18 protein-coding genes are annotated in these 20,914 nt (G+C 47.9%); 10 read left to right on the top strand and 8 right to left on the bottom strand.

Going from position 1 to position 20,914, the window contains the following annotated elements; all coding sequences use genetic code 11:
• Positions 1-277: 277 nt before the first annotated feature.
• The 9 genes from OCU49_RS08100 (at position 278) to OCU49_RS08140 (ending at position 11,828) form a co-directional block, all read left to right on the top strand.
• Positions 278-1,792 carry a M81 family metallopeptidase gene (locus OCU49_RS08100; protein WP_261844472.1) on the top strand — a complete coding sequence of 505 codons (1,515 nt, stop codon included), beginning with the start codon at positions 278-280 and terminating at the stop codon, positions 1,790-1,792.
• Positions 1,793-1,876: 84 nt separating this feature from the next.
• The gene (locus OCU49_RS08105) at positions 1,877-3,448 is read left to right on the top strand and encodes an ABC transporter substrate-binding protein (protein WP_261844473.1); all 1,572 of its coding nucleotides are present in this window, start codon (positions 1,877-1,879) and stop codon (positions 3,446-3,448) included.
• A gap of 177 nt (positions 3,449-3,625) precedes the next feature.
• The gene (locus tag OCU49_RS08110) at positions 3,626-4,570 is read left to right on the top strand and encodes an ABC transporter permease (protein WP_261844474.1); all 945 of its coding nucleotides are present in this window, start codon (positions 3,626-3,628) and stop codon (positions 4,568-4,570) included.
• Positions 4,571-4,578: 8 nt separating this feature from the next.
• Positions 4,579-5,505 (top strand): ABC transporter permease, encoded by a 927-nt coding sequence (locus OCU49_RS08115; protein ID WP_261844475.1) that lies wholly within the window; start codon positions 4,579-4,581, stop codon positions 5,503-5,505.
• A 2-nt stretch (positions 5,506-5,507) separates the two neighbouring features.
• Positions 5,508-7,280, top strand: a complete 1,773-nt coding sequence (locus OCU49_RS08120) for a dipeptide ABC transporter ATP-binding protein (RefSeq protein ID WP_261844476.1) — start codon at positions 5,508-5,510, stop codon at positions 7,278-7,280.
• A gap of 78 nt (positions 7,281-7,358) precedes the next feature.
• A complete protein-coding gene (locus tag OCU49_RS08125) occupies positions 7,359-9,011 on the top strand; it encodes an amidohydrolase (protein ID WP_261844477.1) in 1,653 nt (550 codons plus the stop codon).
• A 4-nt stretch (positions 9,012-9,015) separates the two neighbouring features.
• Positions 9,016-9,936: a CobW family GTP-binding protein gene (locus OCU49_RS08130; protein ID WP_261844478.1), complete on the top strand. Its 921-nt coding sequence runs from the start codon at positions 9,016-9,018 to the stop codon at positions 9,934-9,936.
• Between the two features lie 317 nt (positions 9,937-10,253).
• Positions 10,254-11,213, top strand: coding sequence for an aminotransferase class IV (locus OCU49_RS08135; protein ID WP_261844479.1), 960 nt, complete (start codon positions 10,254-10,256; stop codon positions 11,211-11,213).
• A gap of 144 nt (positions 11,214-11,357) precedes the next feature.
• The gene (locus OCU49_RS08140) at positions 11,358-11,828 is read left to right on the top strand and encodes a hypothetical protein (protein WP_261844480.1); all 471 of its coding nucleotides are present in this window, start codon (positions 11,358-11,360) and stop codon (positions 11,826-11,828) included.
• A 117-nt stretch (positions 11,829-11,945) separates the two neighbouring features.
• Here OCU49_RS08140 and OCU49_RS08145 read toward each other — a convergent pair whose 3' ends face one another.
• The 6 genes from OCU49_RS08145 to OCU49_RS08170 form a co-directional block, all read right to left on the bottom strand.
• On the bottom strand, positions 11,946-14,285 hold the full coding sequence (locus tag OCU49_RS08145; protein ID WP_261844481.1) for a putative bifunctional diguanylate cyclase/phosphodiesterase: 2,340 nt from the start codon (positions 14,283-14,285) through the stop codon (positions 11,946-11,948).
• Positions 14,263-15,315: a polyamine ABC transporter substrate-binding protein gene (locus OCU49_RS08150; protein ID WP_261844482.1), complete on the bottom strand. Its 1,053-nt coding sequence runs from the start codon at positions 15,313-15,315 to the stop codon at positions 14,263-14,265. Before OCU49_RS08150 ends, OCU49_RS08145 begins: the two co-directional genes overlap by 23 nt.
• A gap of 328 nt (positions 15,316-15,643) precedes the next feature.
• Entirely contained in the window at positions 15,644-16,339 is a 696-nt protein-coding gene (locus OCU49_RS08155; RefSeq protein WP_261844483.1) for a hypothetical protein, read from the bottom strand.
• Positions 16,340-16,556: 217 nt separating this feature from the next.
• The gene (locus OCU49_RS08160) at positions 16,557-17,360 is read right to left on the bottom strand and encodes a hypothetical protein (protein ID WP_261844484.1); all 804 of its coding nucleotides are present in this window, start codon (positions 17,358-17,360) and stop codon (positions 16,557-16,559) included.
• 163 nt (positions 17,361-17,523) lie between these two features.
• Positions 17,524-17,850 carry an antibiotic biosynthesis monooxygenase family protein gene (locus OCU49_RS08165; protein ID WP_261844485.1) on the bottom strand — a complete coding sequence of 109 codons (327 nt, stop codon included), beginning with the start codon at positions 17,848-17,850 and terminating at the stop codon, positions 17,524-17,526.
• Positions 17,847-18,236, bottom strand: coding sequence for an NIPSNAP family protein (locus tag OCU49_RS08170; protein WP_261844486.1), 390 nt, complete (start codon positions 18,234-18,236; stop codon positions 17,847-17,849). Before OCU49_RS08170 ends, OCU49_RS08165 begins: the two co-directional genes overlap by 4 nt.
• 70 nt (positions 18,237-18,306) lie before the next feature.
• Between OCU49_RS08170 and OCU49_RS08175 the strand changes: the two genes are divergently transcribed.
• Positions 18,307-19,077 carry an ArsR/SmtB family transcription factor gene (locus OCU49_RS08175; protein WP_261844487.1) on the top strand — a complete coding sequence of 257 codons (771 nt, stop codon included), beginning with the start codon at positions 18,307-18,309 and terminating at the stop codon, positions 19,075-19,077.
• Positions 19,078-19,256: 179 nt separating this feature from the next.
• On the opposite strand, the gene OCU49_RS08180 is transcribed toward OCU49_RS08175, so the two are convergent.
• Together OCU49_RS08180 and OCU49_RS08185 are read right to left on the bottom strand one after the other, a co-directional pair.
• A complete protein-coding gene (locus OCU49_RS08180; RefSeq protein WP_261844488.1) occupies positions 19,257-19,652 on the bottom strand; it encodes a hypothetical protein in 396 nt (131 codons plus the stop codon).
• 261 nt (positions 19,653-19,913) lie between these two features.
• Positions 19,914-20,858, bottom strand: a complete 945-nt coding sequence (locus OCU49_RS08185) for a DMT family transporter (RefSeq protein ID WP_261844489.1) — start codon at positions 20,856-20,858, stop codon at positions 19,914-19,916.
• Between the last annotated feature and the right edge of the window lie 56 nt (positions 20,859-20,914).

Genomic DNA, 20,914 nt, shown 5'->3' on the forward strand with positions numbered 1-20,914 from the left:
CCTCTGCTAAAAAATTTTCGCCAGTGTTGCCTACAGATCTCTTCCTGATTATCGCGATACAACGAAAAGATCTAACTAAACTCGTTAAAAACTAGCGTCATCTAGCGTCATGTTACAAATGAATCTCCCTCGCGTCAAATAGCGTCAGTTATTTGCCATTCGCGAATATCTGGCTCAAAAAACAGCGGATATACTCAGTCAAATAGTCCTTAAGTCGTAACAGTTATCTATGGCTTATGCTGATGAATATTCATAATAATAAAAAGGTTTTACCGCTATGCGTATAGCTGTCGCCAGCTTCCAGCACGAAACGAATACGTTCTCGCCACGGCCTACTGAGTTTGCTGATTATCTGCAGGTAGATAGCTGGCCGGGTCTGTTACTGGGAGATGAGGTCTGTGAAGTACTGGCTGGTCTGAATATTGCCAGCGAAGGTTTTATGCAGGCAGCGCGGCAACGTGGCCACAGCATCGTGCCGGTTAACTGGTGTTCCGCGGAACCCGGCGGCAAGGTAACCGATTTAACCTTTGAAAAAATTATGCAATTGCTGCTCGATGGCCTGCATCAGGCTGGGCCATTAGATGCAATCTTTCTTGATCTGCATGGCGCTATGGTTAGCGAAAGCTATGATGACGGCGAAGGCGAAGTCTTGCGACGTATCCGGGCAGTGTTTGGCAATGACTTACCGATCGTTGCCAGCCTGGATTTTCATGCCAACCTCAGTGAAGCTTTTGTCGAACAGATTAATGGTATGGCGGTATACCGGACGTATCCTCATCTGGATATGGCTGAGACGGGTGCCCGATGCGTCAATTTGCTGGAGCAACAACAAAACCAGCAGTTAGGCTGTAAAGCCTTTATTCAAATCCCTTATTTAATTCCTTTATCTTCGCAGCATACAGGCTCTGCGCCGAATGTTGCCTTGTTCGCCAAACTGGCTGAGCTGGAAGCCTTAGAGGGCATCAGCAATATCGAGTTTGCGATGGGTTTCCCTCCGGCAGACATCCCGGACAGTGGCGCAAGTATCACTGTATTTGGCAGTAATCAGCAGCAGGTTGATGCGGTATGTCAGCGCTTTTATGCAGAGGTGATGCAAGCTGAAGCGCTGTTTACCGACAATCTTATGACAACGTCTCAGGCACTGAATCTGGCCCGCAGCTTACAGAGTTCAACACCAGTGGTGTTAGCCGATGTTCAGGACAACTCAGGCGCAGGGGCCAGTTCAGATACGACTGGCGTACTGGCAGATTTAGTGGCTGGGGAAGCACAGAAAACTGTAATTGCTGTACTGGCTGACGCCAGCGCAGCAGAGGCTGCTCACCGGGCTGGTGTCGGAGCGACTGTTGAGCTGGCTCTGGGAGGCCGCAGCGGAGTGGCGGGTCTTGGCCCTTATCAAAGTCAGTTTGAAATACTGGCGATCGCCGACGGTAACTTTACCTGTATTGGTGAAATGTATATCGGCTGCGAAGTGAAGATTGGTCCGATGGCACTGTTACGTGTTGCCACCGCTAATTGCGATGTTCAGATTATTGTCAGCAGTGAGCGCTATGCCTGTACTGATCTGGCGGTGTATAGCCACTTAGGTATAGACCCGCTTGACTATGCTTTATTAGTAGTTAAAAGCACCGTGCATTATCGCGCTGCGTTTGAACCGATCAGCGAACATATTTTGTCTGTAGCTGCGCCGGGTATTCATCCTTGTCAGCTAAGCAAACTGGATTACCAGAAATTGCGCAGCCATGTACGCCTTGGACCCTCCGGGCCAACGTATATTGCCGCATCAGGCCTGTAGCGACAGAGAATCTCTGGCGTATAAGGCAACCGGGCTCTAGAAAATCAAATTAATAAATACAATAAATATGAGGAGTGTCATTCGATGGCTATAAACAAAATTCAACAGGGTCTGCGGTTGTCGCGCAGAACGCTATTGATAGCCGGGACTGCAATTGGTTTAAACCTGATGGTGCCGTTCAGCATGGCGGCGTCTGATGAAATACTGCAGAGCCGCAGTTATGTGGATATCACATCACTTGATCCGTCTAACTATCTGAACGCGGTTGATGAAGATGTTATGGGCGCGATCTATAGCAAGCTGATCTACTTCAAACCGGGTAACAAGTGGGAGTGGGAGCTTCAGGCAGCTGAGTCGATTGAACAGATTGATGCTACGCATATTAAGTTCAAGCTTAAAGAAGGCATTAAGTTCAGTAATGGTTTTGGCGAAATGACCGCCGAAGATGTGAAATTCTCCTTCGAACGTGCGGCCTTTGGTGAAAACCCTGCGGCTGCAGCCGACTGGGGCGGCGCGCTGGAAGAGGTTGAAGTAACCGGCAAATATACCGGTGTGATCGTGTTGAAGAAACCGTATCAGCCACTCTGGAACCTGGCCCTGAGCTATGCGGCAGGTAACATTATTTCGAAAAAAGCTTATGAATCAGTTGGCAGCTTCACTAATCAGCCACCAGCGAGTTCTGGCCCTTACGTTGTTAAAGAATGGCGTCCGAAGCAAAAAGTGATTCTGGAACGTAACCCTGATTACTACGGTGAACCTTCAGCGTACAAAGAGATTCATATCAACCAGATTGATGATGAAAAAACCGCTGAAATCGCCTTTGAGTCCGGCAATCTGGATGTTACCCGAATCAGTATGAGTTCAGTACAGAGCTACCGGGAAACGCCGCCAAATAACAGTCAGTTGCAAGTATTTCCGTCGCTGTTCTATGTGTGGTTAGGCATTAACTTTGAAAATCCTAAACTGCAGGACCCGCGGGTACGTCAGGCAATTCAATACGCGACGGATGTGCCATCTATTCTGCAGGCGTCTTACTTTGGTGAAGCTGAAGCGTCTACCGGTATCATCGCGCCAGGCTTACTGGGACACCGTGAGCAGTCTCTGATCCCACCGAATGCTGATATTGCCAAGGCTAAAGCCTTACTTGCCGAAGCGGGCGTGAATAATCTTGAGTTAACGCTGGATGTGTTGAACAAAGCAACTAACGTTACTACTGCGCAAATCATTCAGGCACTGTTGTCGCAAATCGGTATCAAGGTGAACATTAACCAGCATGAAGCTGGTTCGTTCTGGACCCTGGGTTCTGAGAAAGCCGGTGAGCGCTGGAAAAATATCGAGCTGATCTTAAACCGTTATTCAATGGTGCCGGATCCTTACTACGCGACGGTTAACTTCATTACTTCACAAAAAGGTAAGTGGAACTGGGAGCGTTTCTCCAGTGCTGAGTTTGATGAGTTGAATGAAGCAGCCCAGGCTGAACTGGATCTTGAGAAGCGTAATCAGATGTACCAGCGCATGCAGGATCTGATGGAACAGTCCGGTTCTTACCGCTTTATTACTCATGAAGCTGAGCCGCTGGCTATTCGGAATACAGTTGCTGCCGGGTTACGTCCTGATGGCCGTCCGCTGTATCGCCACTTCAAACCTGCTAATTAATCTGTTTTGGGCCGGTAGCTAGTGGTGGCTGGTTACCGGTTTTTTTCTAATCTGACTAATACATGTTCTCGATTAAAAGCTCTGTAATAAAAAGCTCTGTAAAAAAGCTCTGCAAATAAGAGCTCAGCAACAAACAGCCTTACGGCATGAATAATAAAAAATAACGAAGGTTAGCCTATGTGGTTATTTCTACTGAGACGCAGCGGATTAGCTGTACTGATTGTGATGTTAGCAGTCAGTGCGCTGTATCTGATGATCCACGCAATTCCTGGTGATCCCGCCAGTATCATTCTCGGCCCGCGGGCCACCGATGAAATGAAGGCAGCACTGTACATTAAGATGGGCTTAGACCAGCCGGTATATGTTCAGCTCGCCAGCTTCTTTGCCAATATTCTCCAGGGTGATCTGGGCTACGACGTATTCAGCCAGAGAGATGTAAGTGAAATAGTTTTTGAGCAACTGCCCTGGACCTTAGCACTGATTTTTAGCGCAGTGACCTGGGCGGCGTTAATCGGGATTCCGCTAGGCTGCTATTCAGCGCTGCATGCAAATACCTGGTTTGACACACTTACCGGTATTCTTTCGGTCGGTACAATCGCGATTCCTTCCTTCGTTGTGGCCATATACAGCCTGCTAATTTTTTCAGTAACTTTACAGTGGTTACCAGCCATTGGCGCCGGTGAGCAGGGCGACATCCTAAGCCAGCTGGAACATTTGATTCTGCCTGCGTTTGCAGTGGGCTTAGGATGGGTTGGGTATATCTCACGACTGGTGCGTGCTTCTATGCTGGAAGTTATGGGCAGCAACCATATTCGTACAGCAAAAGCTTTTGGCCTGCCATCCCGTTGGATTACCTTCCGCTATGCCTTGCGGTTAGCCATTTTACCGACCGTGACCTTACTCGGTGTTGGCATCGGTTACCTGTTATCCGCCTCACTATTTGCCGAAATCGTATTTGCTCGTCCGGGTATTGGTAAGCTGATTTTCGATGCCGTGAGCACCCGGAATTATCCGGTTGTGATGGGCGCAGTGCTTGTGACAACAGGCTTGTTCGTGATCGCCACAACGCTGGCGGATTTTGTTAATGCGCTGTTAGATCCGCGTATTCGTGCTGGCCGCTAGGAGGTTATATGAATCAGCTTACTCAAACTAGCGACGAACAGTCGACAGAAGTAGCCGTTGCACCGCAACCGCTGAAGGAAAAAAGCACCCTAAGCGTATTGTTGGATACCTTACGTCGGTTGGCTAAACAGCCGCTGGGTTTATTGGGCCTTATTCTGGTAAGCAGCGTAATTTTCAGCGCTTTGTTTGCGAGTGTTATTGCTCCTTATGATCCGGTTGCGCTGGATATTATGAACCGTCTGCAAGGCCCGAGCAGTGCGCACTGGTTAGGCACCGATCAACTGGGACGGGATACTTTTTCGCGGGTTTTATATGGTGGCCAGATTGCTCTGCAAGTTGCGCTTTCATCAATCGCGCTTGCCCTGGGTTTTGGTTTATTACTTGGCCTGCTTGCCGGTTTCGGACCGCGCTGGCTGGATAATCTTATTCTGACCCTATTCGATATGGTGCGCTCTTTCCCAACCATTATCTTCGCATTGGCGGTTGTTACCTTAACCGGGCCAAGCATCAGCACCATAGTGCTGGTGGTTGTGGTGACTTCGATTCCTATTTATGGCCGGGTAGTGCGTACCCAAACTCAGGCTCTGGCACAGCAGGAATTTATTCTCGCTGAGCGGGCAATGAATGCCAGCATGCCGCGTATTTTGTTCAAACATATGCTGCCTAACGTCATCGGCCAGTTACTGATTCTGGCGAGCATGGATATTCCTATCGTTATTACCATCGAGGCAGGTCTGAGCTTCTTAGGTCTGGGTATCCAGCCACCAACGCCAAGCTGGGGTTCAATCATCAACGATGGATATTCGTTTATCCGTAATACACCCTGGCCAATTATTGCTGGTGGTTTGCCGCTGATCATTACCACGCTGGGCTTTACCTTCTTAGGTGAGTCATTGCGGGATATCTTCGATCCTAAATTACGTAAGGATGTATAACCATGGCTGATAATACGATGTTAAATACAGCCGTTACGGGTCATACAGCGGCAGCACAGGACAATATAATTTCAGTAGACAACCTGAGTGTGAAGTTTGAAGTCGCAGGTGGTTTTGTTTCTGGCCTTAAAGACGTAAATGTATCTGTGCCGCGTGGTCAGATAGTTGGTGTAGTCGGCGAGAGTGGCAGCGGTAAATCAACCCTGATCTATACGCTTACGCAACTGATGGCCGACAACGCGATTGTTGCAGCTGGCAGTGCTGAAATGGATGGTGAAGACTTGCTGAAGAAGTCTCCCAAGCAAATGCAGAGTTTGCTGGGTGACGATATTGCGATGATCTTTCAGGACCCGATGACCAGCCTGAATCCGGTATTCAGTATTGAAAAACAGATGACGGATATTCAGTATCGGTTAGATCTGCCTTATCAGGAAAAACGCCAGCGGGCGATTGATGCGCTGGACCGGGTAGGTATTCCTAATCCTGAGTTAAGACTGCCACGTTACCCCCATGAGTTTTCCGGTGGCCAGCTACAGCGAATCTCAATCGCAATGGCGTTAATGGCAAAGCCTAAAGTATTGATTGCCGACGAGCCAACAACGGCGCTGGATGCCAGTTTAGAAGTACAGATCATTGAGTTGCTAAAAGAGCTGCAAACCGAGATCGGTTGTTCAATGATCTTTGTGTCCCATCATCTGGGAGTCGTCGGTACCTTATGTGATTACACCGTCGTGATGTATCACGGTGATGTGGTTGAGCAGGGGCCAACCCGTGAGGTGTTTAACAACCCTCAGCATAGCTACACCAAGCGTTTGCTGGCCTGTGATCCGGCGCGGATCAAAGAGCGAAGTAAGCGTTTGCCAACCATGAACTCAGACGGTACTGAGCAAATTGTCATACCGGAAGGTAGCTATCTGGCCAGCCAGTTAAATCGGGCTCAGTCGGAAACTAAAACAACTGCTGCCGGAGAAAACGGTGCACTGCTGCATATCGATGATCTGCGTATTCGTTTTCCGATGCAGAGCAAGCTGGCGGCAATGTTCAGTGGTAACAAAGATCCTTATCTGCATGCGGTTAAAGGCGTTAGTTTAACGCTGGATCGCGGTGAAACGCTGGCCATAGTGGGTGAGAGTGGCAGCGGTAAAACCACTGTCGCGCAGGCGATTCTTGGCCTGAATCAGCCGTGGTCCGGGGCGATTCATTTTCAGGGGCGGGATTTACTCAGTTTGTCTGCAAGGGAGCGGGGCAAAACCCGCCGCGATATCGCGATGATGTTTCAGGACCCGATCAGTTCTCTGAGCCCGCGAATGAAAATATCAGACTTGATTACTGAGCCTTTGGTGATTCATGGCCTGCCGTTTGATTCACGGGAAAAAGAAGCTCGTCGCTTACTCGAGATCGTTGGCTTGCCAGTACACTTTGCCGAGCGTTATCCACACCAGCTTAGTGGTGGTCAGGCGCGGCGTGTCGGGGTGGCCCGGGCACTGGCGCAGTCACCAAAGCTAATTGTTGCTGATGAGCCAACTGCTGGTCTGGATGTGTCCGTTCAGGGGGAGATTCTTAATCTGCTTAATCAGCTACAGGACGACTTGGGTATCGCGATTCTGATCATCACCCATAACCTCAACATAGTACGGCATGTGGCAGACCGTACTCTGATCATGAATATGGGCGACATTGTCGAGCAGGGTGCAACCGAAACCATCTTTGCTGACCCGCAACATGCGTACACCAAACAACTATTGGCCGCCAATATTCACGCCGATCCCGAGTGATGCCTGGTACTGCCAGTTAATGTGTTTTTAGCTGGCAGGTTGTGGCGAATCTCTGCGTTTTATATCGAGAATTAATGAATGTCTGATACGGCAAAAATTTATGCGGCGCGCAAAATCCTCACGCTGAATCCGGATTGCCCTGAAGCAACTCATGTGGCGGTTAGCGAAGGGAAAATACTGGCCATGGGTACTCTGGAAGAACTGTCTGCCTGGGACTTACCTATTGATGAACAGTTTGCCGATAAAGTACTGATGCCCGGGTTTGTTGAAGCTCACGGCCATGCTATGTGTGGTGAGAGCTGGCGTTATACCTATTTGGGCTTTGATGACCAGTTCGACCCTGCTGGTTATCGCTGGCCGGGGGTAGTCAATCAGCAACAGGCTATTCAGCGTTTGCAGGCTGCAGAAGCTCAGCTGACTGATCCAAATACACCGCTGATCGCCTGGCATTATGACCCGATTTTCTGGCGTAACAGAGATCAGCTGCTGGACCGTTGGGCGTTGGACCAGGTTTCTGTCACCCGGCCAATTATGGTGATGCACGCCAGTGGACACGTGATTAACGTGAACTCTACGTTACTTAGCCTGGCCAATCTGGATGACAGTGTCGAAGTAGAAGGGCTGATCAGAAATAGCCATGGGCGCTTAACCGGGGAGCTGCGTGATCTGGCTACCCAGTTTGCCGTGCTACGGGTTGTGGGTAATCCGCTAATTGGCGAAGTAGATCTGGATATCCTCCAGCAGTATGCCCGGCTGGCAACTAATGTAGGTGTGACCACTGCGAGTGAGTTATATGCCTCTCTGGATGATGAGTCACTGCAAAGCTATAAAGCTGCGGCTGGTAGCAGTGAGTTTCCGTTACGTGTGTATGCTGCACAAAATGCCGAGACTTTAAGCATAGAGCAGGGCATTGAACGGCTGCAGCTGGCGCAGGCTGCCAGTAACGACAAACTGCATTTAGGCAGCTGTAAGCTGATTGTGGATGGTTCGATTCAGAGTTTTACCGCACGGCTGGAATGGCCCGGGTATCATAATCAGGCTAGCAACGGCGCATGGAAACAGCCGCCGCAACTGATGGCGCAAATGATTCGCCAGTATCATGAAGCAGGCATTCAGCTACATATCCACGTAAATGGTGATCAGGCAACAGAGCTGGTGCTGGATATTCTGGAAGACGTATTGGCAGACAGCCCCCGTGCTGATCACCGGCATACACTGCAGCATTGCCAGATGGCCAGTGAAGCCCAGTACCGGCGAATGGGCAGGCTTGGTCTTTGCGTGAACCTGTTCTCTAACCATTTGTATTACTGGGCAGATCAGCATGCGGCACTGACCGTAGGGCCAAGCAGGGTCAAGCGAATGAATGCCGCCGCCAGCGCGCTTAAGCATGGTGTACCGCTGGCGATTCATTCAGATGCTCCGGTAACACCGTTAAATCCGTTATTTAGTGCCTGGTGCGCGGTTAGCCGTACCAGCAGAAACGGCGTGGTACATGGCGATGCGCAGAAGATAACTGTGTTGCAGGCGTTACATGCACTGACCTTGGGCGCGGCCTATACACTCAAAATGGATCATCTGGTGGGCAGTATAGAAGTGGGCAAGTTCGCTGACTTTGCGGTGCTGGATGCGGACCCGTTAGCGGTGGATGTGCAGCAGTTAAAAGATATTCAGGTCTGGGGCACGGTGCTGGCCGGTGTGCCACATCAGGCCGCGCAGAGAGTTAAGAGGTAGTCTGATGACCGAGAATAATCAGTCAGCCCGGCGGGTACCATTTACGGTTATTGGTGGCTTTCTTGGCGCGGGCAAAACCAGCCTGGTGAATCACCTGTTAGCCAATGCTGAGCAGCGTTACGCGGTATTAGTGAATGATTTTGGTGCGTTGAATATTGACGCAAAGCTCATCCAAAAACATCAGGGCGATACTATCTCTCTGGCCAATGGTTGTATCTGCTGCAGTCTGGCAGCAGGTTTCAGTAAAGGATTGGGACAAGTATTAGATAAGCTGGATAATTTTGATCACGTCATAGTTGAGGCCAGCGGCATAGCCGACCCTGCCCGTATTCAGGATATTGCCCGTATAGAGCCCAGGCTGGAAGCACGCGGGAATCTGGTAATGCTGGATGCGAAACAGTTATTACAGCAAGCGCAGGATGATCATATAGGCAGTCTTATTCATCAACAGATTGCCGCTGCAGATCTGCTACTGGTGAATAAACAGGAATTGATTACGTCGACAGAAAAACGCGCATTGCAGCACTTCCTTGAAGCACTCAGTAACGTACCGCAGTGTTTTACTGACTGGGGACAGATAACACCGGAACAGGTATTGGGATTAGTACCTTCGCCACGAAAGCTGAGGCCCTTACTCACAGAAGCGAAGAATCACGGTTTGTTTAATCAGATTCTCAGTACGGATAAGCCGCTTACCAGCACCGAGTTTACAACCTGGGTGTCCCGTTTATCGAAAGATATTTTGCGGGCTAAAGGGGTGGTACATTTCTCCGATAAACCGGGCGCATGGCTATGGCAAAAAGCTGGCGATCAGGAACGGCTTACCGGCTATACAGGTAATGTTTCGGAAAATCTGGGCTTAGGCTGTGAGCTATTACTGATAGGTAAGCGCCGGGAGACCTTGCCTGTGAGTTTTAGTGGCTAGCTGCGTGTGCGTCTGAACGATTATTCCATATCACCAGAGCAATTAATCTAAGGGTAAAAGCTAACCTCCTCTTTATAGATATGTATGCGTAAATTACTACTGGTTAAGCCCTTAGGTTAACACTTATATTCAGGGTTAAATTAACTGCCAGGCTGACGGTTAGACTGACTGTTATGAGAGTCACTAAGTTATCAAATTCAACCATCTGGACCATAGGTTTTTATGAATCTGGCTGTAAAATGAACAGCATAAATGGCGGTTAATAGAGTCAACTTTATGATTAGCCCCGGTTTGTCCGTTCATTTTTAGGAGGCTTTATGGAATATCCAGTTTATAACGACGCGTCAGAGATCGTGAGTGTTTGCCCGGAATATGCGGCACAGAACGATTACCATGCAATGTACTCCAGTGTATTTTCGGGAATTGTTACCGATCCTAAACTGATGACCATTCCGGTGGATGATCATCTGGTACATCGTGGCGACGGCGTTTTCGAAGCTTTCAAAATGGTCGATGGTAAAGTCTTCCTGCTGGATGAGCACCTGGCACGTCTGGAGCGATCTGCAGGGGATATCTTTCTCGAGCTAAGGCACAGCAAAGAAGAGATGATCGCCATCTGTAAGCAGCTTACAGAGGTCAGTGGCCTTAAAGACATTCTGTTCCGTTTATATGCATCACGTGGCCCGGGTGGTTTCACGCCTAACCCGTATGCCTCTGTGGGCCCGCAGTTATACCTGATCGCTTCCGCGTTACGTAACCCTGCACCTGAGTTGTATGAAAACGGCGCAAAAATCGGTTTCAGTCAGGTTGAGATAAAGAGCGGCGGTTTGGCGAAAGTTAAAACCTGTAACTACATCTCTAACGTGCTGATGGCGAAAGAAGCGGTGGATCAGAAGCTTAACTTCATGATCAACGTGACCGCCGACGGCTTGCTGGGTGAAGGCCCAACAGAAAACATTGCGTACCTGAATCAGGATAACGAACTGATCTACTCAAGCTTTGATCACACCTTACGCGGTACTACTTTGCTGCGCTTACAGGAGTTGTCAGGTGAGCTTCAGGCAGAAGGCCTGATCAGTGGTATGCGTGAAGCTAAGCAAAGCGCTGATGAACTGTATAACGCCAAAGAAGTGTTCATGATTGGCACCACGCTGGATGCCTTACCGGTTGTAGAAGTTGCAGGGAAAGTTGTTGGCGACGGTAAGCCTGGCCCAGTCTCTAAGTTGGCCCGTAAACTACTGAAGAAAGACCAGCAGGAAAACGGCACTGTGCTGTAAGCCTGCTAATTCCTGTTAAAAAAGCCGCTTAGTTAAGCGGCTTTTTTGTGTCTGGTATTTTTGTGAAGCTGTAAAGGCTACTAAGCTTATTAAGATGATACGGATGAATACCTTCATAGGTGCTAATGGATTTGGGGAATAGCAATGAAATTAATAATGCTGTCTATGTGTTTGTTAATGACTTTTTATGCCAGTGCAGCGCAAATCATAACTTATGATACGAAGTACAAAGGGCTGCAGGTAGGTAGAGCGACAATCGCAGATGTAATATCAGTGTTAGGTGAACCTCAAGGAAAAAAGGCGAACAGCAATAATGTTAAATATATTTTTGACGGGGTGCACATTACTATTCAGGACAGTACCGGCCGAATAAATACCATCATCATATACGATCGCCGGTATGTGGATGAGAACGGATTAAGGGTTGGCGCCTATAAACAAGATGTTGAGTATGCTTTAAATAAACGTATCAGCTCTCCAGCTATAACGGACCATAAAAACGGAATTGTTTATTGGTTCAAGAAAAACAGAGTATCCAGAATTGTGCTTGCGTATCAGTCGCTGTACAGAGAATCCCCTAAAAAACGTGTTTTCAAACCTGAAATTACTATCTAAAACATGTTGCTCTGATGCTCACATAAAATATTTTTGAGGTCAGAGTAACTTTTTTGAACGACAGAAATAGATCACTGAATCAAACTAGCTGGCCATTAAAGAGGTTTCCTGAGAGGGCTAAACAACCCGTTCCAAATACTGATGTTCTTCTAACCAGCTTCTGAGTGTTTCTATTGGCATAGGTTTAGCGATGAGAAAGCCTTGCTGAATATCACAGTCGGCCTGCCATAGGCAGCGGCTTTGTTCGGTGGTTTCTATGCCTTCTGCGACAACCTGAATGCTTTGGATGTGGCAGAGGTCGATGAGGGCTTTGGCGAGATGGCGGCGTTCTGCCTGGGTGATGCGCTCGACTAATTGTTTATCGAATTTAATGACATCTACCGGGTAGTCCACCATTTGCATCAGGCTGGTGTAGCCGGTACCAAAGTCGTCGATGGCGATCTTAAAACCCAGCTGGCGCAGGGACTCAAGCCAGCGAATAGCATTGGAGCTTTGTTCCATAGCGAAGGTTTCGGTGATCTCCAGCATGAAGTTGCCGGGTGTTACTGAATGGCTTTTGCAGAGCTCTGTTAATTTGTTAATAAAGTTTTCTGAATGCAGCTCAGCGGATGAAATGTTGATTGAAACCTGTAGTTGCTCACCAAGAATACTTTGCAGCTCTTTGTAGTCTTTAAAGGTTTGTTCGATTACCCACAGGTCGATCATTTCGAACACGCCGGTTTCTTCTGCAATGGGAATGAATACGGCGGGGGATACCTGGCCTATGTGTGGTGAGTTCCAGCGGAGCAGGGCTTCACAACCTTTTACGCGGTCAGTCTGATCGATGACCGGCATGTAATTGAGGGTTAATTCTTTATCCAGATCGATATCTTTGAGCAGAGCTTCTATTTCTTTGAGCTGACGGTCGCCTTTAGCGAGTTTGTTGGAGTAGAGCGCGAGGCGATTTTTACCGGCTTTTTTGGCCTGGTACATAGCCAGATCTGCATTGGATATCAGTTGGGTAATACTGCTGCCGTCTTGCGGAAAACTGGCGATGCCGAGACTGGCGGTAACAGCAAAATGTCCACGTTCAAAGTTGAAGCCATTGGCAAAGAGTTTTAGCACTTTGTTGCTTATCTGGGTGGCGCTGTCGCTGTCATGTTCCGGCAGCAAGATAATGAATTCGTCACCGGAGAGTCGGTACACAAAGCTCTCACCTGAATGTTTCAGATTAATGGCGATTAAGTGATTAAATTTGGCAGAAATGGATTTGAGCAGTTCGTCGCCAATTTCATGGCCATATTTATCATTCACGAATTTGAAATTATCGATGTCTATGTAGACGATACTGAAACGGGTGTTCTGTTTGTCGGCTTCGAGTAATAGTTTTTCTGCTGCTTCATGGAAGCCTACCCGGTTTGGCAGTTGCGTCAGGGCATCTATTCTTGCCTGTGAAAAACTCTCCTGAAATGCCTGATTGAGTTTTTCATATAAAGCATGGAATTTTTGTCCCAGTCTGCCGACTTCGTCAGCAGAGTGAGGGAAGTCAATGTTCTGCTTTTTCTGGGCGATAACGTCGGTTAGCTGTTGGTCTAGCTGCACGATAGGGTTCGTAATGAAGCGACGGATTAACAGCTGCAGCAGAAGGAAGGTAACGAGTATGCTCAGCGAGATGATTGTAAACAGGCGAACTTTTACCTGATTTAACAGCGATGCGAAGTAATTCTCTGAGGGTTGAATCAGCAGAAAATAGTTATTCGAAAGTTTAACAATTGCATGTAAACCTTCTGGTGGTTTCTCCAGTGGCGCGTCAATGCCGAAGTAACGTAACTCAGCCTGATATTCTGCTTTGGTTTGGGCCAGCAATGTTTCGAACTTCCCGGGGCTGATGGTCGCAATGACTCGATAAGTGCTTTCTGCTTGCAGCAGTGTTGGCGAGAGCAAGGTTTTTGAGTCAATCGCTACACCTTGCTGTATGACAGATTTTTCAGCTGTTGGCGCTTCTGTGTAGGTATGATCCCAGACTTTAACCTGTTTCTGTTTAATCATTTGCTGGGCAAGTGCCACCTGTTCAGAACGTACTTCTGCAAAGGGGTCGGTACTGTTTTCAATATACAGACTGAGGCTGTTATCAGTGTCAAATATGCTGAGAGAAGCAAAGGTCTGCTGGCCCCTCCTGACACGGCTGATAGAGGCTTCCAGATGGCTGGTAAGCATTCTCTCGCGATAAATGTTGTTAGGGTTACGTAAATATGAGGCGAGGACATTGCCTTCAATCAAAGAGGTCAGATAGGTATCGAGAAAGCTGTTATACGATGTAAAGGTGAAGCCTATCAGGCTGGCACGCTGTTCAAGGCGGTTGTTCTCAAGCTTATATAATGATTCGCATTCATGCTCATAGATTATCCAGGCTATCATCGCATAGCTCACGATGATGACGGGTAGGATCAGTAAACTAGTGCGTTTTCCCAGATTCATAGATATTTACAACAGCGTTGGTAATGCGAAGACGTAACTTTATGGTTGGATTACTGAGTTCCCGGTAGAGCTGACTTCTGTTAATGATTTCGTTAGCGGGGAAAACTTCAGGATTATCCCTGAATTTTGCAGGTAATAGCTTTTTAGCGGCGGCATTAGGTGTAGCAAAAAACAGTTCTTCAGCGTTTTTGGCAGCTATATCAGGCTGATTAATAAAATCCATAAACTTTAGGGCGAGTGCCTGGTTTTTTGACGTGCTGGTAACGGCCAGACAATCTACCCACAGCACAGTGCCTTCTTCAGGTACGGCATATTTCCAGAGATTTTCCTTGCCTGCTTTCTTGTTCATTGTGAACTGGTCGCCACCGTATACCATTCCCATGTGTAGCTGATCTGAGTTTGGGCTATTGCCCAGATAGGTAATAGGGTATTCGTATGTCAGCACGTGGGAGGCTTGTCGTCTGAGTGCTGAAAATGCCTGTTTCAGTTCACTCTCTGTTTCGCTGTTCAGAGAAAAACCCTGGGCAAAGAGAGCCGGGGCAAGCATATCAATATGATCGTTCATCATGCTGATATGGCCCTTGAGTGCTTCACTGGGCTCAAGGAGGTCTTTCCAGGATGTCGGGGCTTTTGAAATAATATCTGAACGATAGGCGATGCCCAGTGTGCCCCATAAATACGGCACAGCATAGTTGCCACATCGTTCGCGCCAGAATGGTTCTACATTAGCCAGAGAAGGCACGTTGGTTTCATCTACTTTAACCAGACGACCTTCTTTGCCGAAGCGATTGCTGACGGTTTCATCAATAACGGCAAGATCGATCTGGTTGTCTACTGAGTTGAGCAGAACTGCATCGCGGGTTTCGTCATTATCAATGAGCACGGACTCTATTCTGTGGCCTTGTTCCTGCCACTGACTTATCGCGTTTGTACCGAGATAAGCATCCCAGTTTAACAGGCGTAAAGTGTCTGCCTGAGCTGGCAAAGTGATTGCCATGATAAGTGATACAGACGTGATGCTGAGTCGCATATAGTTTCTCATGAGTTAACAGCTAGACATTAGCACCGATAACAGGCAAGTGCCCAAAAATATCTAATAAGTCGTTAGATTCATACTATCGTATTCTTGGCTTATAGCACGTAGCGGACTTCCCAAATTGAGGATAGGCCAGATATGTTCGCGAAAGTTGTTTTAGCTTGGGAAGACTGCTTAATGCAGGTGAGGGCATTCATTGAGAAGGGGGTAAAGGATAAGGAAGTAGAAGAGGGGATTTACAGGCTAAGGCTTAAACTCAGGCTATCCGCTGTGGGATAGCCCGAGAGCTGATGTTAGTTAGCCTTCTGAAGAAGGCACCGGATCAGCTTGCCTGGGTAAGGCTCTGTGTTGCAGAAAAGTTGTTCGCTACCTGGTTATAGGTTTCGGCGGATTGCTTCATAAGTGCTTTCATTCGTTCCTGGGCACTTACTTTACCGTCCTTGTTTATATCCATTGGATTATATGCGGACTTCTTTTTTGATGATCCGGTACTACTGCCGGATATGGCATCAGCACCGCCACCTCCACCACCAGAACCCCCTCCGGAACCGCCACTCATAGCTGCTCCCTGCGCGCTACTCCCTTGCGGTGGGTTTCCATATACTTTGTCTACAACGCTGTGGAAAGCATCGTCTGCTTTCGCCAGGCGCTCTATCTGTTTGTCGTTCAGTGGCTGGCCGTTAGCCTCCTTTTCTATTTCCGTGGCGATGCGGTTAAACTCTTTACCGGCGTCGGTAATTTCTTTCGCGCCTGCTGTACCGGCTTCAGATGCAGCTGAAAGCTGTTCTTTTACGCCGTTGAATATATCGTTCAGCAGTTCTTTATCGGAATACTGATTGCTGCCACTGCCTGATTGTTCAGACAGTTTTAGAGCCTCCCGGGACAGCGTAAGCTGAACAGAAGGTTTGGCAGCAACGGTTTCATTGGCTGCTGAGTTAGCAGGCAATGCCGTTTTATTCAGTGACGATAAGAGTTTCGCGTTTTCGGTATAACTGATTTGTGCCGTATTAATATTCATTTTGACAGTTCCCAAATCTGCTAACTATTAATGCACTCTTCATGAGTTTTAGTTTTGCACTATCTGCCTGGCCGTAAAGCCATGCGGATAATTCCTCATGTATAAAAGCCTTAACATGTCTGGCTTACAATCATCCCTTACAAACGCTTACAAAACGTTACTCCTGCTTACCGCAAAGGGTGCAATTTCTGCAGTTTCTAACGGGTAAGTGGTTGTGTTATTGCCATTTTATTGCTGTTGAAAAGGCATACTGTCCGGTGGGCCAGTGATTATGTGGATAGCTATAATCGTTGGACTCAAACAGCCTGATAACCACCGGTAACTTCTGTCTTAATTGTGTCCGGTTTTTGATGCGCATCTCATCTGAATAGAGATCCGCTTTTGATTCCAGATAGGCTGCAGCTGACAGGTAATGAAACTCCATCGCTTTACATTCATCATCACAGCTTGGGTCGTCGTAATGGTAATAGCCCTGGCGTTCTGCCTGTTGCCATTGTCTGAATAAAGCGCTGGGCTGGTGAACAGAGACACCGAACAACTCTGGATATACCTGCATCCATCCCGCATTAATCAGTAAGTGATGTAGTTCTTCCTGTGAGGCATCTCGCCGGTTATAGCCTGGGTTCGTTTCAGTGGCATATAAGTCCTGAAGTACTCTTCCGCTCTGAAATGCTGTTTCGAGTGCATCAAACTGTTTATCTGAGAAATCATCAGGCGCCATGACAAGCGTTGCCCGGTTTTGCTGTAATGCTTTAATCACTTTGCTTTCATCGGCCCGACCGTCAAGGTCGTTATCCAGCCATGCGGCGGCAACATTGGCGGCGTGCTGTATTTTGTCTTCAGGTGTGTCTGCTGTGGCACAAATCTGAATAGCTTCGAAAATTATGACCGACTGAGTAAGAAAGCTTGCCGGGCACTTAGCGGTGGCGTTTGCGGTTGAAACCGGAAGATAAAAGAGACTCAGGAGCAGTAAGCTATGTATTGAGTGTAAGAGTGTTTGCTGTGATATTTTGCCGTGCATGGCTGCTGTTCCTGAAGGTATCTGTTGTGGTCACCTGCAGCCGGCATTAGGTTTAGGATGCAGGTGATCATCTTACTCAGATCATTTCAGAAAAGTTGTAAGGCTTTGTAGCCGGCTGATATGTGGCATTGCTGAATAGTTAAATTGGGTATTTGAGAGTAAGTTAGTCCACTGGTACCTGATCTCTTTCATTCATGCCGTAATCCCGCAGTATGCTGGCAACCCGCAGGCGATAGTCGGCGAAGAGATGGTGCCGGCCCTGGTGCTGGGCGTCATGATGGTGCATTTCATTACGCCATCCTTTGACGGCAGCTTCATCTTCCCAGAATGACAACGAGAGAATTTTTTCGGGGTCATTCAAGCTCTGAAAACGTTCGATGGAGATAAACCCAGGCATACCGGTCAGATGCGTATACAGTTCAACGGCAATACTCAGGTATTCATCTTTGCCGCTGGTTTTAGGTGTTACTTCAAAAATTACCGCGATCATATGTTTTGTTCCTGTTGCTTGTGTTGTTCTGACTGTTGATCAGGGTGCTGATGACGAATGAATGTATCGGGAAAGTATGTGCCGGGGACCGCTTTAAGAAAGCTGCGACGTTCTTCCAAAATAAATTGATGTGTCATCGCATATTCAAAATTGTCGCGGCCGGTATTGTCAGCTTTGAGGCGATGACGGTAACTTTCGTAATCGGCCAGACTGGCAAAACTGATCAAGCCAAACGCCTGGTTATTGGTACCTTCATGTGGCATGAAATACCCCAGTAACTCACCGCCACAGTCGGGAATTATGCTGCCCCAGTTTTCTGCGTACTGTGCAAACTCCGCTACCTTTGCCGGATCGATACGATACTCAATAAAACAGGTAATGGTCATGTTTGTGAATGCTCTTATCTGGTTATGGAATGATCCTATTGATTTGGCAGTCATTTTAGGATGTTAAAAAATGCCCGCTTCGATAGCGGTCGAACTATGCTGGCATTTTCTGGGTTACACTTCGGAGCATAAAGACAGAGGGGGAATAGCTGTGCAGCCGGATATATCACAGATAGCAGCGCTGATAGGTGAAAGCGCCCGCAGTAAGATACTGACAGCGCTGATGGGTGGGCGTGCACTGACGGCTACTGAGCTAGCAATTGAAGCGGATATCATGCCGCAAACAGCCAGTAGCCATTTGGCAAAATTGTTAGCGGCCGAGTTAATTGTGGTACGTAAGCAGGGCCGGCATAAGTACTTTCAGCTTCGGGATGCACAAGTGGCTGAAGTGATTGAGAACTTGTTGAACCTGGCAGCTACTACGACACCAAGGGTAAGCACAGGCCCGGGTGACCCAGCGCTACGTCAGGCACGAATATGTTATGACCATCTTGCCGGCGAATATGGTGTGGCTCTATATGATGCACTGGTACAACAGGGCTTTATTCTGGACCGGGGTGAAGAAACCATATTAACGCCAGCGGGTAAGAACTGGTTTGAGTCCGCTGGTGTGGATTTCTCTACTTTCCTGAAGCGCAGGCCTGTATGTAAATCCTGTCTGGACTGGAGTGAGCGTCGTAATCACCTGGCGGGTTCGTTGGGTCAGTGGCTATTAGATGATGTATTGAATAGAGGTTGGGCCAGCCGCTTACCGGATTCCAGAGCGATCATATTTTCGGCGGCGGGACTTAAAGCATTCACTGCTCATTACCGGGTCACCTTTCTGGACAGTGTTGCTTAATGCGATGCTATGACGGGAGTTAGAAAAACTGTGGGGTTATAAAGCCTGTGAAGTTGTTTTCCGGCTGATTTGAGTGGAGAGAGTTTAAAGGTGCCTGCTCCTCGCGTGTCGGACCGTTATATGTCTACGTGCATGCAGGGAACAGGACTTGTGTTAGTTTTTACTTTTATCTAAGCGACTCAACGTCGGTGTCGGTTGGTTGAACGCAATGCCAGTATCAAACTGCCAGCGAAACAACATAGCGCGGCAAGTACTAATCCCAGCCGGTCGGGCTGGATATAAAAAATCATAAAGCCGGTGGCAATGTAAGCGAATGGCAGCAATTCATAAACATTCTCGGGTAAATTGAACAAGGCGTTCATTGCCCGGGTTTTTATGTGGCTGTGGCCTTTCTTTGCTTTGATACGCTGATCCCGACGGAACACAGAACGGCGTACCCAGATCATTGCACCTGCGCAGTAAAACAGTGCGCCGGATACCAGCGCCAGTGAATTATCAATCCAAAAAATTATGCCTATGGCTATCAGTAGATAAGCAATAGGTAAGGGTTCATAAATAGGTTTAGCTATGACCATGGCATCCTCCCTAATTGTCTGCGATTCTCGCTTTAGTATTCGCATATTATGATCACTGAACTGGCCTGATAACTGCCGGTTGAGCTGCTTGATATGCAATAAGCTTAGTTGGGATAGTGCTGCTGACTGGCAATATGAAGATTTTTCAGCCTGACTGAATCACCACCGTAAACAGGCAGAAGTGGTGATTCAGTGCTTAACACGTTGGAAGCTAATGACTTTAGCTGTCATGGTGTTGGGTAAGTGGCGTGCTGCAGATGTTTATTTAGTTGACGAAATTTCCTGACTACACCGGTTTGCAATGAGTTTTTTAAACAAACTTTGGCTGCTCACCAGAATAATGCCGCTCATGACCAGTACCGCACCGGATATAAAGCTTTGCTCTAGTGATTCGTCGAGAATCAGCACGCCGAATACAATGCCAAACATGGGGGTCATAAAGGAGAACACACCCAGTTGTGAAGCTACATATTCTTTAAGCAGCCAAAACCAGACCAGAAAACTTATGAAGCAAATAATGATGCCCTGGAATACCAGGCTGCCGATGGCAATTTGCGTCCACTGAACGTCTGTTCTGCCGGATATAAGTGTGGCGGCGAGCAACAGGACAAAACAGACCAATAACTGGTACATCAATGTCTGGCTGGCCGGCGTCGATGACAGTGACGAGCAGCGAATCAGGACTGTCGTCATGCCCCAGCAGAAACCTGCCAGCAGACCATACAGATCGCCGATAATCATATCGCTGGCGGCTAAGTCAGAACCTGCGTCCCGGCCGAGAAAGGTAACCGCAATACCTGAAAAGGCCAGCAGGATACCTGCCCACTGCAATAGACTCAGCCTTTCTGCAGGCAGCTTTATATGCAGGCCCAGTGCCGCGAATATAGGGGCGCTGTAAAGAAACACGGCAATGTGTGAAGCGGTTGTATAACGCAGGCCTTCTCCCACCAGAAAGAATTCAGATGAGAACAGGAATCCGGCAAGTAGTCCTGGCTTCCAGGTGTCTGCAATATTCATTTGCTCTTTACGCCAGAGCATAAACAGGCCGAGTAACACTGCTGCAATACCTGAGCGCAGGCAAATTTGCAGTACAGCTGCGATGTCATCAGAGGCCATTTTAATAGAGACCTGCTGCATACCCCAGGTCATACACAGGAGCATCATCAGACCAATGGCACGGCCATCAACGGGCAGACGGGTATTCATAATATTTTCCAAACTGGCAATAACATGGTTGTTGATTATCTGCCTGGAATTTATTA

The organism is Aliamphritea ceti, from assembly GCF_024347215.1.
Taxonomy (GTDB): domain Bacteria; phylum Pseudomonadota; class Gammaproteobacteria; order Pseudomonadales; family Balneatricaceae; genus Amphritea; species Amphritea ceti.